This is a genomic window from Nitrospira sp. Nam80, from assembly GCF_965152575.1.
In genome coordinates this window covers 3,477,151-3,491,078 of sequence record NZ_OZ224216.1, presented here as the reverse complement: position 1 = coordinate 3,491,078, position 13,928 = coordinate 3,477,151, and the positions used below count along the sequence as shown (strand labels likewise).

The following is a 13,928-nucleotide window of genomic DNA, read 5'->3' as shown; positions in this document are numbered from 1 at the left end:
AGTGCTTCAGTCAGTTCCAGCTTTCCTTCTCGGCCAAGCCTCGGTGGGTCCCCGTTCCTCCGGCGAGGTCGCACGCCGCATGACAGCGTCCTGGCAAGTATAAAAAATGTAACGCTCGCTCCACGCGATTTCCGACGCACGACTCACCGTCCATCTCCTCAGCAGATGCAGCACCATGGCGACAGCCTCCCTGCCATCTCTTCATCCGCGTCGAGGTCAAGAAAAGATAAGCGCCAGCTTCTTTAGTGACATCGATTATTTCCTGCCAGACAGCTGCTTCCTGCCTAAAGAGAGTGCTTACACTTACTTGACAGAGTAAGTAAATCCAACGAGAATGTGCCGCGCGTGCATAATTGCACGCGTTTACATAGCTATGATTGAAAAACCTCCAACAAAGAAGAATGCTGGGGATGTCGCTCGAGAGATAAGTAGGGGGATTATTGCTGCCATCCCTGCAGCTGGCGGTCCGCTACAGGTTGCCTTTGAGAACATCTTCTCGTCTCCAATAGAGAAGCGGAGGCAAGTATGGCTCGAACAGTTGAGAGAAGTGCTAATAGAAGTGCAGGAACGTGTAAACGATTTGACGCCTGAAAAGTTGGCAGCTAACGAAGCTTTTGTAACGGTTGCTATGCAAGCCTCTCAGATTGCTATCCGGAATCATCAGCAGGCTAAATTGGAAGCGCTTCGCAATGCAATATTGAATTCGGCACTGCCAAATCCACCGCGCGAAGATGAGCAAATGATTTTCCTACGGCTCATCGACCAACTGACGCCATGGCATCTTGCGTTCTCTCAGTTTTGAATAACCCAGTGGAATGGATGGACCGTAACAACGTGAGAAATCCAGGTTGGGGAATGGGCGGAGGTGCAACAGTAGTCGAACACTGTCTCCCCGACCTACGAGGGCAACGCGATACATTGGAACAAATCGTTCGCGACCTGCAAACCGATGGACTGATAGGTCAAGGCCAATTTCTCCAGGTGACGATGACTGGCCATGGAATGATTCAATCGCGAACGACGGACAGAGGAAAGCGATTCATTAATTTATAACCACGCCGGCTTGACCTCCTTTACCATAACCAAAAAACCACTCAAGGTGAGGCACAGCGCAATCTCTCCTGAGAAGAAACAAGAGGGAAGTTTATAAGCCAATGTCTGGCATTGAGTTATTCCTGACGACACGAATCTATGGCGCTGAGCAGCATCCTCGGAGTTGGGATAAGTATATTTATGACGACGAGAATATTCACTGTGGGCTTATTCAGCTTCTGGCCGAGAAGAGCCCAACGTTTGTCCAGGTACTTTTAGGTCTTTCCTGCGTTCCCCAGAGCGTATCGATTCTTTATGAGCCGGAGCAAGGGCTATTCGATTTTGCGCTAATAGTGAATGGAAGCCCCATATACTGTGAACTGAAGGTATGGGCCAATCTGACGGAGAAACAATTTATCCGCCAGATCGGATTCTTGGCGCAAAGAAATGCGAGGGGCATCTATTTGCTGTTTACAAAGGCTGCTGACGCTTGGCCGGCTGATGTTGTGGCACGTCGGAGCGACGGCCTCTGTGATGTTGTCGGAATTGGCAGGTTACTGGAGGCCTTGGAGGCGATTGACAGCGATGTGCCGGCAGATGGGACAGAGGTTGCCGGTGCCTATCGCAAGGTACTCAAACACCTAAATGCCCGGTGGGGATCGATCCCTCTAACCCCTCACTTTGGCTGCGAAAGATAATTCAAACATGTTCTGGCACATGATTACCGCCTCAGAATTAACCGGTTTGTCTGTCCCTGAACGACTCTTTGAATATGCAGAGGCGTACAGGAATGCTTCGGAAGTCCTGTGTTCGAAAATATCCAGTGACCCAAAAGCGTATGGTTGGCCCGATGCAGCTGTAGTCCTAATGCTTGCTGCACATTCTGTCGAACTGTTCCTAAAAGGAGCACTGCTTAAACGGTTTCCTAATGATGAGGATGTTGGGTCTTATGGTCATCGCCTGGAAGATCTCAGCACGGCATACCGAATGCGATTTACCGAGTCTACATTTGAGTGGGATATCCCGTTCGGCGGAGGAGAGTATCCCGGATCGAGCGAGGCCGAAATTGCCGCGCTAAGAAAGAAATATCCAGAACCGAGTATTTTGTATCGGTATCCTGTCGAGAAAGGAGGAAATGAATGGATAGGGCTTTATGGATTCGAACCAACTCTCTTTCTTCTTCTCCTTAAGCAAGTGGAGATTGATTTTCGGCGGATAAGATTGCAATTGGCTTAGTTTGTCATGATGCATCGCCTTAAGTGTAAGACTGGTCTGAATGTCGTATTCAGTGAGGCAGTGCCTTTAGAAAAAAACAAGGCTCCAATTTCGTGACATGGGCTTGTTTCAAAATCATGGCGTGCATGAAGCGACTTGCGGGTGAGCCATACTGGTGTGTGCGGCGAGACATTGAGCGAGGTCCGACCGCGTTTCGCGGATCGGAAACCCCCGCATTCTGATGGGGGGGGTGCGAGGCGATGAATAAATCGCCTCACGCTTGCGCCCGGGCGCGAGACGGTGAGCGCCCAGGGTCTTTGAATTCCTCTATGCGCCGCCGAGGACCCTGCGTCTTAGTGAGGCGGCAGTTCCAGGTGATGCCCCTGCCGGTCTTCACGCGTTTTCTGGCCTTGGCTGGAACGGATGCGCGCAGAGGTTTGGACGTGGCGCCTCACCTAGTATCAGAAAAATGGATGGTGAGTTGTGCGTCGCGAATCGCGCGGAGACTCGGGCCCCGCACTTGCCGAGCAGGTGGGGTCGTAGAGTGACGGCGAGCACTGTTCGACGTTCCGTTGCGGAGGACAACGGAACCGAGTTGCGCAGCCGAGCAGATGCGAGGCTTACGTGCGGCCGAGTCATAGCGCTGAGCAGGGCAGGACTCACCATTCAGCATCCGTCGCATCACGGCCGACACCGGCTGGGCTCGCCGTTCGTCAGCCAAGGCCTCCTCTTTTGAATCCTGCCTATCAAGGCTCGATCTCAGGGAAATGCGGCAGCACATCCCCCATCGACCGGAATCCCACCTTGAGTGTTTTGCACATCAAATACTGCCGGTCAAAGCGATTCTTGGTCTGGATCAGCTTGCGCAGCGCGCGGAATCCGACCCGCCCCCACGCAGCCAGATGAAATACGGACAGAGGATAATCGGTTCCGAAAAGCAACCGCTCTTGAAGATGCGGATAATGACGGAGGTAGAGCAACATCCGCATGCGGTTGGGAATCGTGAGGCTGGACACATCGGCGTAGAAGTGCTCATAGCGCTGAGCCAGGTCCAGAAACGTCGGCAAAAATTTCTCATAGATCATGAGCCCTGAGCTGCAGGCATGGGCGGCAATGACGGTGACTCCTTCATCAAGCGCCGGGCGCAACCTGGCCGGATCTCCAACGGATTGATCCTTTCCAATCAAACTGAATTCATAGCCGACGTGGCTAAGTAAGGGAACCTTTCGCTCGGCCATGGTTCGGTAGAACATTTTATAGCGGGGATCGGTCGGGTCGAACTGTTGGGCGTTCGGCAAGAACTTGATCAGGACCGACCCGGCTTCGGCACAGCGATGCAATTCCTCAATCGCGTCTCTGCGTGCGGGATTGATAGAGGCTCCGGCGAGAAACTGTTCCGGATACCGGGCGACCGTGTCGAACAAATATTTATTTGCGATGAGGAACTCTGTATGGGATTCGTCCAGTCGACCGGCCTTGTCGTAGCAGCCGTCCAAGGCGAGCAGCACCGCCGTGCCGACATACGTGGAGGCGCGGAGTTCCGCCAACAGATCGGCGATGTATTTCCGGTTGGCCTCACGTGGTTTTTGAGGGGAAAGATCATGCTTCCACAACAGGAAGCGAAAGAGCGGGCTGCGGAGCAATTTAGGCGAGATATAGCAGCCGTTACCTGCATCAGGCAGCGCCGCCAAGTGGACATGGCAATCGATGATCGATTTGGTCGCGGGCCTTCCAACCGTTCTCTGGTCGTTCGCCGCTCGTGAAACGATGTCCTCCATAACATGCAGCCGCTCGTAAGCTTAGTTCTTTCTGGGATCCCTCATTCCTCATTCCTCATTCAGCGTTCCTCATTTATTTTTGCGTAGTTGTTCCATCGCCACTTGCTTGACCTTGCGCAAATCCAATTTTCCCGTGCCCAGCACCGGCAACGCATCCACCTTGACAAAATGATTGCGCGACGGAAGAAACAAGTTTGGAAGACCCTCGGCCGACGCCTTGGCCAGGATACCCGGGATGGCCTCGTCTTCAATCGTATAGAGCACGGCGAGTTGCTCGCCTCGCCGCTCATCCGGCACCCCGGTGACGGCGAACACCTGCGTCTCGAAGCCGCCGGCTCGATGAAGCGCTTCCTCGACGGCACCATGCGGCACCATCTCGCCGCCGATTTTGGAGAATCGGGACAGGCGATCGGTGATCGTGATAAAGCCATCCTCATCAATAGTCGCAAGGTCGCCGGTGATATACCACCCATCCCGCATCACGGCGGCCGTCAACTCATCCTTTCCCAGATAGCCGACCATGACGTTGGGTCCCTTCACGAGCAGCATGCCCGGCGTGCCGGGTGGGGTGGGAACAAAGGTCTCCGGATCGACCGTCCGCACGGACATGCCGGGGAGCGGCCGGCCCACGGTCCCACGGCGGGACGCCGGTTGAAAAAACCCGGCAGCCCGGAAATCCGGGACATTGACGGCGATGACGGGCGCGCATTCAGTCACGCCATAGCCCTCGATGGGCCTGATGCCAAAACGATCCTCGAAAGATTGATAGAGCCGCAGCGGAAGCTTTTCGGCGCCGGTGAGCACGACTCTCAGCGAGCTGAACTGTTCCGGCGTGCAGCGGCGCTGATAGAGTTGGAGGAACGTGGGAGTCGTGACCAGAAACGTCAGGCGATAGCGGGCGCACAATTCGCCAATCGCGGCCGCATCCAATGGCGTCGGATGAAAGACCATCGCGCCGCCGTTCAACATGACGAACCAAAAGACGAGGTACCCGAATGAATGGAACAGCGGCAAGATTCCTACAATGCGGTCGTGCTCGTCCAGATGAAGAACCTGGGCTACGGCCTGTTCGTTTGAATCGATATTGAAATGGGACAGCATAACCCCTTTCGGCTCGTCCGTGCTTCCACTGCTGAAAATGATGGTAGCCAGATCATCCATCGTGACCGGACGAATCTGCCCGCAGGCTCGTTCGATGATCCGAGCCGGCGCCAGCAGTGCCAGCAAGAGGGCCACGACCCGCTGGGGGCCGCGAATCCTTGAGCGGATCTCTTCCAACCAAATGATGCGAGGACCATCCGGCAGATCGAGTTTGGCTTTCTCAATGAACAGGCGGCTGGTGACGATCGTGCGCAGCTTCGCTTGGCGGACGGCCGATTCGAGTCCGGCTTTTCCGACCGTATAGTTGAGGTTCACGCTGACCCGGCCGGCCATGGCCGCCGCGACATTCGTGAGGGCGCCCGCCACGCTCGGCGGCAGCAACAGGCCGACAGACGGCTGGTCCTCCCACTCCGCGCGTAACGCCCGCGTCAGAGCAATGGCGCCGGTGAGCGCTTGCAGGCCGTTCACCTTGGGTCTCGTTTGATCGGCCATCGCCAGACGGAACGGTCGGCGCCTCATGGCGGAGATGAATGATCGGTGTAACGGTACCCGATCCGATTTGCGCAGGCGCCAGGCGGCTTCACCGAGGTCTTGCACCATGCTGTGGAGTTCATGGGCCGGTGTGTCGGGCGGGACAGGAAGGCCGAACGAGACGGTCACGGGATAAGGAATTCGTTCCGGCCATTTGGTGATGAATCGGCCGCCGACGTAACTGAAGATGCTGCCCCAGACACGATCGAGATGAACCGGAATCACCGAGACGAGGCGGCCCTTGGCGATCCGTTCGAACCCGCGGCGAAACGGAAGCATGGCGCCGGTTCTGGTGATCTGGCCTTCGGGAAAGATACAGACCAACTCTCCGTCGTCAAGCGCCTGACCCGCCTCGCGAAGGGCCTTCAAGAGCCGGCGCGGTCCCTCTTGTGACGTAATCGGAATGACGCGCAAGGCGTTGAGAAATGGTTTGTACAGCGGATGATCCGCGTAGTCTGCGTCCACCACGAAACGGATCGGCCGGTCCAGACTTGCGATCAGCAAGAGCCCGTCGATGAAGGACACATGGTTCGACACCAGCAGCGCCCCGCCGGCCTTGGGTACGCGCTCCCCTTCAACGATGCGCAGCCGGTACAGGGTCCTCGTCAGAATGACGAGCACCATGCGCAGGAATGCATCCGGCAAGAGCCATAGCGCCCACACCGTGCCGCAGAGAGTCGCCATCGCGGCCGCGATCAAGATGCCGGTGGTTGATAATCCCGCTGTGGCCATCGCGCCGCCGGACAGGGAACCCAGCATGATGCCGGCGAACACACAGGTATTCTCGAAGGCAATCACGGAGCCGCGCCGGTCCTCCGGCGCCCGCCACTGAATCAGTGCATTGAGCGGCACGAAAATCATGGCGCTCGAGATGCCGAGGAACAGCATCAGAGTGTATGTGCCGCCTTGCAGCGGGGCGGCCAAGCCCATGACCAATAGGGCTCCGAACACGCCGAACGCGCCGAGCGGAATGAGACCGTATTCCACCCGCGATTGAGACCACCGCCCGACCAAGAGTGCACCGAAGCCGATGCCGACGGAGAGCACAGTCATTGGCAAGCCGGCCATGGAATCCGACAGACCGAGAACGGCTTTCGCGTAGACGAGCAAGTCCTGAGCAAACAAGCTGGCGATCGTCCAGAAGAAGATATTGCCCGTAATGGCGAGCCGTAAAAGCCGGTCAGCGCGAAGAGCCGACCACGCGCCTTTCAAGGTGGCGGCGAGGCCTCCTTCGGTTCGAGCCGGCGGCACCGGCGGCACGGTCCAGGAGGCAGCGAATCCCGCAATCGCCACCAGCATGAGCGACAAGGGAGCTAACCAGGTTGAAGAGCCGGCTTGGCCGAGCAAAAATCCTCCGGCAGCCGTTCCGCCCAGGATGGCCGTGAACGTCCACATTTCCAAGAGACCATTTCCCGAGGCCAGCCGTTCATGCGGGATCAATTCCGGCAGGATGCCGTATTTCGCGGGACTGAAAAGGGCGCTGTGGACTCCCATGCCGGCCAATACGATGAGCGGCAAGACGCCGCCGGAAGGATTGAAGAACAAGGCCGCGGTGGCCGCTGCCATGAGTCCGAGTTCGACCCCCTTCATCATGATCATCACCGTGCGTTTGCTGACCCGGTCGGCCAGGATGCCCGCGACAATGGAGGTCAACATGAGCGGCAGGGTAAAGACGACAAACGCGAGCGTCGTCTCGGTTTGAGCAGCGGTCTCCAAGGCGGGGCCGGGCGCGATCACGGCGCTCACCTGGCGGATGCCCAAGAGCGCTACCATGAGCTTCCAGGCGTTATCGTTGAATGCCCCGCAGAATTGGGCGATCAGCAGGCCGCGCAAGGGATGGCGCGAGGCGGAGGACCGCTTCTCTGATTGGTGTGGATGCGGATCAGTCATGCGACATGAGACCGTGCGTGTGAAAAGACGTCATCAAGGCACTCCATCGGCGGGCATGCGCGCGGTGTTACGCGGCCACCTTAGGGATTGTCCATCGTTGTGGGAAGACCTTCCATTTCCATGATGCGCAGCGCATTCGTCGTCGGGCACGGGCCGTGCCTCAGTTTATAGTCGAACGCGAGCCGTCCTTGTTCAACGGTCTCCTGAAAATGCATATTGCTGAGCCGCTCGATCCGTCCCTCCAATTCAGTCAATTCCAGATCGTGCGTGGTAACGAGCCCGAACGCCCGGCTCCGCGCCAGCGCTGCAATGAACGCGCGGGCGCCCAATAGCCGTTCGCGATTGTTCGTGCCTCGAAAAACTTCATCGATGAGGAATAACACCGTCGGTCCGTGAGGTTGCTCCGCCGCGGAAAGAATGAGTTTGAGCCGTTTGACCTCAGCATAGAAGAAAGACAAGCCGGTCTCAAGGGAATCATCGACGCGGATGCAACAAGCCGGCTGCGCCCAGGTCCAACGATATTCTTTGGCGCAGACAGGCCCTCCGGCCTGTGCAAGACAGAGGTTTACGCCGACCGTGCGAAGAAACGTGCTTTTCCCCGACATGTTCGACCCGGTCACCAACAGGATCCGCCCCCGCCCTTCCAGCGACAGATCGTTAGCGATGCGGGACGCCGACGGAATCAGCGGATGGCCCAGTTCCGTCCCGATCATAGCCGGTTCCAGGGTCTGAGCGGAATGTTGTGCCTCCTGCCCGAGAGCCGTTGGCCAGCAATAACTCGGATGGAGATAGGCAAAATTGGCCAGCGCCGACGCGGCTTCAAACTCGGCAAGGATATCGAACCAGGTCGGTACGGCTTGCGCAATGCGATCCTGAAGACTCTGGAGTCGGTACGTATGATAGAGATCCCAGGGGCCAACGGCATTGACGACATAATGCACGAGGGGATGGGCCTTGATGCTGAGCCGATTGAGCAATGAGGCGGCTTGAGTAAGCGAACGGGATGGTTTGACCGGTTCTTCCCGCAAGCGCGCGCACAATGTCGCGAGGGCCGGTGTGGCGGTCAAACATCGCCGTTCGAAATGTCCGAATACTGCCGCGACTTGTTCCAATTGGCCGTGAAGCGCGACCGCCTGATTGAAAACGTCCGCCGTCCTCCCTCGCACCAGCAGATAGAGAAAGGCGTACAGCGCAAAGGTTCCGATCCAGTAATCCGGAAGGCCGGCGAGCGAGCCGGCGATCAGTAAGATCCACGTCAGGAGAGCGAGCGCAGTCTCAAGCGCCAGCAGCCACATCAGCCCCGGATACCCGGCGCGCGATCGCAACACGGCCAACAAGGCTTCTCCTTCGATGTCGCGCCGCCCGATCAGCAGTGCATCCAACACGACCCGGTCGCGCAGCAACGACAGCGGAGTCAATTCTCTGATCAGCGCATGGCGGGCCTTCCATTGAGCGGGCTCCGGCGGCTGGGTCAGGAACCACGAGGCCAAACGGTCGCGTCCATGCGTGGAGACCGTCGTGTCGATCAGATGGAGTAGAGAGTGGGGGCCCAGGAGATCGAGATCCTTGGCATAAGGATGGGACTCGGCCGCCGCGAGGGATCGGGGAGGAATCCTACTCCAATCGAGGTGCAGGCGCGCGACATGGATCTGTTTCAGTTCCAACCAGAGGCGCAGGCGGTGCAACCGTCGTTCGAGCCTGGTATGATGCCACGCCACCACGGCGAAGCAGGCGAGGAAAACGGCGAGCGCGATATTGCCGGTTTGATACCATCCGAGTTTATACGGCGCCACGGTGCCCGCGGCGCCGGCGAGAAACAGGATGAGCCGCCAGCGGGTGAACCGGGCGCTTGTCGCCGCGGCTCGGTCGATCAGGCCCGAGAGACGGCGCAACGTCCGATGGAGAGCCTTCTCCCGGAGGCGTGGAGTTGGAGCTGGCGGCGCATCCGACACAGTGTAGGCGACGATACCGGTTGGAGCCGCTCAGGTCAACATGATGGCGGCTCCAGGAGAGACATTCGGCGATGGGACAGGATTGGATTGAAGTTACGGTGAGGACGGCGGCGGACCCGGCCGAGATTCTGTCGCGTTTGAACGATCCAGCCCTCTCCGGCTCATGGCAGGACGATGTTCTCGTGCGTCTCTATTGGCCTTCCTCGGTCTGGGGGCCGGAGCGTTTGGCCGCCCTGCAGACTGTCCTCGCGCAACTCGGCGATCCCGCGGCGGATCAGGCCATTGCAGCCGGCAGTCTCGCGGATAGAAATTGGAATGAGCCTTGGGCCCAAGCCGTTCAGCCGATTCGAATTGGCCGGGTCGTCATTCGTCCGTCCTGGCATCGGGTAGAGTGTCAAGCCGACGATATCGAGCTCATTATCGATCCCAGGCAAGCGTTCGGGACCGGACACCATGCGACGACTCAGTTATTGATCGAGTGGCTGCAAGAGATCATCACCGGCGGCGAAACAGTGGTCGATCTTGGAACCGGGAGTGGGATCTTGGCCATGGTTGCGCTGCGGCTCGGGGCCGGACGGGCGGTCGGCATAGATTGTGATCCGGTGGCCATGGATTGCGCTCGCGAATACGCCGCTCAGAACGGCTTTGGAGAGGAAGTATCGTGGCAGGTTGGGACGGCCGTGTGTCTATGCGAACAGGGTCCGGCTGCCGGCAACCTCCTTGTCGCCAACCTGGATCGGCAGGCGATCCTCGATTCGGTGGAGATGCTTGCGGCCTCCGCGAAAAGAGGAGCGCGGCTGCTGCTCTCGGGCTTGTTAGATGACCAGTTGCCTGAAATCGAGCGGGCGCTCGCATGCGAAGGCTTATATGTGCGAACTACGCGTCAACGAGAAGGATGGCTTGCGCTCGATGTCGCGGCGGCATTGTCATGCGATGAGGCACCCATTGAGTCTGGTTCATGAAATCGGACTCTCCCTACCTCTATCAGATCAATGTGTCGGCCGGTGGTGTGCCGAAGCATGCCGTGCACGAAGCACGGATCACGGTCGATGGGCTGAGCGGCGACCGCCAGCGAAATAGACGGATCCATGGAGGACGGGATCGAGCCGTGTGTCTCTATTCCATCGAGCGTATCGAGGCGCTGAGAGCTGAAGGACATGGAATTACAGCCGGTGGCGCGGGTGAGAACCTCACGATTGCCGGTCTTGAATGGACTGCCATCCGTCCGGGAGATGTGCTAATCATTGGGTCGGTGCGGCTCGAGATATTGAGCTATGCCTCGCCTTGCCGGTTCAACGTGCAATGGTTCCTGCACGGCGACTACATGCGGATCTCGCAGCAGCGATATCCGGGGTGGAGCCGCCTGTATGCTCGTGTTTTGGAGGAAGGTCTGGTGCGCCAAGGTGATTCCGTAATGGTGACATCGGATCAGGCCCACCGGGAGACAAGACGGTGATGGAGCGAACGCCCGAGCCGGAGTTGATGGATGACGTCGCGCAGGCGAAGGCCTATGCCGCGGCGGACTTCAGCCGGGAAAATCAAGATTTCGTGAATTTGTTCCGGGAATACTTTCCCGACTGGACGGCCGGGCATGTGATCGATCTGGGATGCGGCCCGGCCGATATCCCGATCCGGTTTGCCCGCAGCTATCCCGGCGCGCAGATCACCGCCGTCGATGCCAGCGGACCGATGATCGCCCTCGCCGAGGAGGCGGTCAAATCAGCGGGATTCGCCGACCGCATCCGGCTGCGCTGCGAACGGTTTCAGCAGCTGGCTCTCGGCGAGCCCGGCGATGCTGCGTTGTCGAACAGTCTGCTCCATCACCTGCCGAATCCGTTGCAGTTCTGGTACCGCTTGAAACAACTCGTCAAACCGGGCTCGGCTGTGCTGGTGATGGACCTGCTGCGCCCCGAATCAACCGAGGCGGCGCGAGCACTTGTCGAACGATATGCGGCGGATGAACAGCCGATTCTCAAACGGGATTTCTACCATTCTCTCTTGGCCGCCTACACGGAAGACGAAGTCGCGGCGCAACTGGCCGAAATGAATTTGTCTCGCCTGCTCATCGATGTCCCGGACGATCGCCATTGGGTGGTCGGCGGCCTCATCCACTGACCAATCGTGTCTCAGAAACCATTATTCTCCTCATTTTGCCCTGCCGGCATCGGCATGCTGGTCCTGCTGACTGTCCTCTCCACCATTGAGCCGGTTCTGGGACAGTTGGATCGGTTGCGCAAGCAGCACGCTGTTCCTTCTTCCTCTCCCGCCGAGGTTCCGATGGCGGTTATTCCTGAAGGGATGTTTGGTATGGGATCGGACAGCCGGCAGGCTCTGGAAGATGAACGACCCAAACATGAGGTCTGGCTGGATCGATTCGAGATCGATCTCTACGAAGTGACGACCGGCCACTATGCTGCCTTTTTGGCAGTAGACGAGCGGCCTGCTCCATGGCAATGGGAAAGTGTGAATTTAGGCATGCACCGCGATCGGCCGGTCATCGGGGTCGACTGGCATGATGCGGACGCCTATTGCCGGTGGGCCGGCAAACGCCTGCCGACTGAAGCCGAATGGGAAAAGGCCGCGCGGGGCACCGACGGACGCCTCTATCCATGGGGAAATCAGGAGCCGACCGCGGCGATGGCGAATTTCGCATTGGGGGCTCGGTTCAGCTACAGCCAAGTCTTGATGCCGGTAGATCAGTATCATGAGGGAAAAAGTCCGTTCGGTGTATACCACATGGCCGGAAACGTGTGGGAATGGACGCACGATTGGTATGGAGCCGACTACTACCAAACCAGCCAGGCCCGCAATCCAACTGGGCCGCCGGACGGGCAGTTCAAAGTGTTACGCGGAGGGTCTTGGTCGGACCTGCCGAAGTATCTCCTGACCTATGGTCGTTTTAAGTTGCCGCCTGGTACCCGGAACAGCTATACAGGATTCCGCTGTGCCCGCAGTGATACGGCCTCCATCCCATCCCGCTAGACCTACCGGCGGTCGCGTTGTCTCGGAACAAGAGGTTCGTGGTCCAGACTATTTCTGCCTTGGATGCGCGCGTGCTACCGTCCTTGTCCGGCCTCCGTATTGGAGAAGTTTGCGACGCCGGATTCGGCTGCCGGCGGCATGGAAGATGTCAGTATGGCTTTCTGTCTTGCGGGCTGAATGGGGATCACCAGAGAGAGCGGTTTGGATTTTTCAGAACGCCTCGACGGTGTTAAGGAAGCCGGAGTATAGGGCGATGTGACCGGTCGAATGACCAGGCTATGCCGCGATTGGTTCTGCCACTCCCCGGCGTTCGAATGGCCGGTCAAAATCAAATAGACTGCAGTTACACACAAGCATCCAATAAGGCCAATTCTTCCCATTCCCATCCGAGCACCCATGTGTCAGCCCCCTCTAAGATTTCCAATGGGATATTGTCAGCAATGGACGTGCCGGTCGTTCAGCGGATCGGCCGAACAAAAATCGGTTGTTATCTTCGAATTGTTGAACACAATCTATGCCCGTTGCGTGGGATGGGCCACCGATTGTGCAAATTGGGACCAAAGCTGAAGGGGGAATCCTTCACTACGCTCTGAATGAGGAAACGGAAAGACGGGTGGTCGAGGCCCGGATTAGGTCCCGGCGAGATGACCCGTCATCCACTCGATGATCAGCGAGATCATGGTGCGGAAGTCCTCCGCTCTCGTGAACTGGTGGTCGGCGCCCGGCAGGAGTTCGAGGCGCGCCGTACCGGCAAGCGATTGTATCAGTCGGCGGCTTTGATGGAGGGGCACCAGTTCGTCGCAATCCCCTTGGACCACGAGCGTCGGCGCGTCGATCCTCCGAGCCGGTTCGTAGGCGATCAATTCGAGCGAGTCTTCATAGAACCCGTAGCGGAGGCGGATACGGCCGGCTCCACCGACCATGTTCGGAATCGTATCGCTGGCTTTCCATTCCGCCATGCCCTCGGTTCCAAATTCCAAACGCAGTTCTTCGGCAAAATCGACCACCGGGCATTTCAATGCCAGACAGGAGAGAGGAGGACTCTCACTGCGCGAGCCTCGATCATCCGGCCAACGGGATGCAGCCACGATGGACACGAGGCCGCCGAAGCTTGACCCGACGAGCCCGATCCGACGGAATCCACGGGATACTCCTTCTCGTAAAGCGGCCATGGCTTGCGCAACGCCAATGGTCGTCGTGATGTCCTCAAACGGGCCTTGGCTGTCTCCATGGCCGAAAAAGTCGAATCGTAAGGTCGCGATGTCCCGATCGCTCAATAGCCGAGCCAATGTCGTATTGGTCGTGCTGTTCTTGTGCGAGAGAAAGCCGTGACAGAGAACGGCGAGGCGATCGGTCGGGCGATCCGGTGCCGCCAGGACGGCGGCGATCCGATATCCGAGACGATCATGAAACGAAAGGCTGTGTTCCGCCGAGGCCATTGTTACCG

The 13,928-nt window shown here is 58.2% G+C and carries 11 protein-coding genes; 7 read left to right on the top strand and 4 right to left on the bottom strand.

Annotated features, from left to right (window positions below; genetic code table 11):
• Positions 1 to 373 precede the first annotated feature (373 nt).
• The 3 genes from ACWGXE_RS16460 to ACWGXE_RS16450 all read left to right on the top strand — a co-directional run bounded on the left by ACWGXE_RS16460 (position 374) and on the right by ACWGXE_RS16450 (position 2,268).
• Positions 374 to 802 (top strand): hypothetical protein, encoded by a 429-nt coding sequence (locus ACWGXE_RS16460; protein ID WP_447599072.1) that lies wholly within the window; start codon positions 374 to 376, stop codon positions 800 to 802.
• 352 nt (positions 803 to 1,154) lie between these two features.
• Entirely contained in the window at positions 1,155 to 1,730 is a 576-nt protein-coding gene (locus tag ACWGXE_RS16455) for a hypothetical protein (protein WP_447599071.1), read from the top strand.
• 7 nt (positions 1,731 to 1,737) lie between these two features.
• Complete coding sequence (locus tag ACWGXE_RS16450; protein ID WP_447599069.1) at positions 1,738 to 2,268, top strand: hypothetical protein; 531 nt, start codon at positions 1,738 to 1,740, stop codon at positions 2,266 to 2,268.
• A gap of 725 nt (positions 2,269 to 2,993) precedes the next feature.
• Here the strand turns inward: ACWGXE_RS16450 and ACWGXE_RS16445 are convergent.
• From ACWGXE_RS16445 to ACWGXE_RS16435, 3 genes are all read right to left on the bottom strand, one after another.
• The gene (locus ACWGXE_RS16445; protein ID WP_447599068.1) at positions 2,994 to 4,025 is read right to left on the bottom strand and encodes an amidohydrolase family protein; all 1,032 of its coding nucleotides are present in this window, start codon (positions 4,023 to 4,025) and stop codon (positions 2,994 to 2,996) included.
• A gap of 69 nt (positions 4,026 to 4,094) precedes the next feature.
• Entirely contained in the window at positions 4,095 to 7,547 is a 3,453-nt protein-coding gene (locus ACWGXE_RS16440) for an acyl-[ACP]--phospholipid O-acyltransferase (protein ID WP_447599066.1), read from the bottom strand.
• Positions 7,548 to 7,627: 80 nt separating this feature from the next.
• Positions 7,628 to 9,439 carry a MutS family DNA mismatch repair protein gene (locus tag ACWGXE_RS16435; RefSeq protein WP_447599065.1) on the bottom strand — a complete coding sequence of 604 codons (1,812 nt, stop codon included), beginning with the start codon at positions 9,437 to 9,439 and terminating at the stop codon, positions 7,628 to 7,630.
• Positions 9,440 to 9,570: 131 nt separating this feature from the next.
• Between ACWGXE_RS16435 and ACWGXE_RS16430 the strand changes: the two genes are divergently transcribed.
• Genes ACWGXE_RS16430 through ACWGXE_RS16415 form a run of 4 tightly spaced genes read left to right on the top strand, consistent with a single transcriptional unit; the run spans position 9,571 to position 12,481 of the window.
• On the top strand, positions 9,571 to 10,461 hold the full coding sequence (locus ACWGXE_RS16430) for a 50S ribosomal protein L11 methyltransferase (RefSeq protein ID WP_447599064.1): 891 nt from the start codon (positions 9,571 to 9,573) through the stop codon (positions 10,459 to 10,461).
• A complete protein-coding gene (locus ACWGXE_RS16425; RefSeq protein ID WP_447599063.1) occupies positions 10,458 to 10,955 on the top strand; it encodes an MOSC domain-containing protein in 498 nt (165 codons plus the stop codon). The genes ACWGXE_RS16430 and ACWGXE_RS16425 overlap by 4 nt, the downstream gene beginning before the upstream one ends.
• Positions 10,955 to 11,614 carry a class I SAM-dependent methyltransferase gene (locus ACWGXE_RS16420; protein WP_447603764.1) on the top strand — a complete coding sequence of 220 codons (660 nt, stop codon included), beginning with the start codon at positions 10,955 to 10,957 and terminating at the stop codon, positions 11,612 to 11,614. Before ACWGXE_RS16425 ends, ACWGXE_RS16420 begins: the two co-directional genes overlap by 1 nt.
• Before the next feature lie 6 nt (positions 11,615 to 11,620).
• On the top strand, positions 11,621 to 12,481 hold the full coding sequence (locus ACWGXE_RS16415) for a formylglycine-generating enzyme family protein (RefSeq protein ID WP_447599062.1): 861 nt from the start codon (positions 11,621 to 11,623) through the stop codon (positions 12,479 to 12,481).
• Between the two features lie 629 nt (positions 12,482 to 13,110).
• Here ACWGXE_RS16415 and ACWGXE_RS16410 read toward each other — a convergent pair.
• Complete coding sequence (locus tag ACWGXE_RS16410) at positions 13,111 to 13,920, bottom strand: alpha/beta hydrolase family protein (RefSeq protein ID WP_447599060.1); 810 nt, start codon at positions 13,918 to 13,920, stop codon at positions 13,111 to 13,113.
• Positions 13,921 to 13,928: the final 8 nt, after the last annotated feature.

What these genes read in the sequence shown, in the direction of transcription:
- ACWGXE_RS16455 (WP_447599071.1), top strand. Translation starts at nt 1,155, where the DNA reads ATGTCTGGCATTGAGTTATTCCTGACGACACGAATCTATGGCGCTGAG.
- ACWGXE_RS16450 (WP_447599069.1), top strand. Translation starts at nt 1,738, where the DNA reads ATGTTCTGGCACATGATTACCGCCTCAGAATTAACCGGTTTGTCTGTC.
- ACWGXE_RS16440 (WP_447599066.1), bottom strand. Translation starts at nt 7,547, where the DNA reads ATGACTGATCCGCATCCACACCAATCAGAGAAGCGGTCCTCCGCCTCG.
- ACWGXE_RS16445 (WP_447599068.1), bottom strand. Translation starts at nt 4,025, where the DNA reads ATGGAGGACATCGTTTCACGAGCGGCGAACGACCAGAGAACGGTTGGA.
- ACWGXE_RS16460 (WP_447599072.1), top strand. Translation starts at nt 374, where the DNA reads ATGATTGAAAAACCTCCAACAAAGAAGAATGCTGGGGATGTCGCTCGA.
- ACWGXE_RS16430 (WP_447599064.1), top strand. Translation starts at nt 9,571, where the DNA reads ATGGGACAGGATTGGATTGAAGTTACGGTGAGGACGGCGGCGGACCCG.
- ACWGXE_RS16420 (WP_447603764.1), top strand. Translation starts at nt 10,955, where the DNA reads ATGGAGCGAACGCCCGAGCCGGAGTTGATGGATGACGTCGCGCAGGCG.
- ACWGXE_RS16425 (WP_447599063.1), top strand. Translation starts at nt 10,458, where the DNA reads ATGAAATCGGACTCTCCCTACCTCTATCAGATCAATGTGTCGGCCGGT.
- ACWGXE_RS16410 (WP_447599060.1), bottom strand. Translation starts at nt 13,920, where the DNA reads ATGGCCTCGGCGGAACACAGCCTTTCGTTTCATGATCGTCTCGGATAT.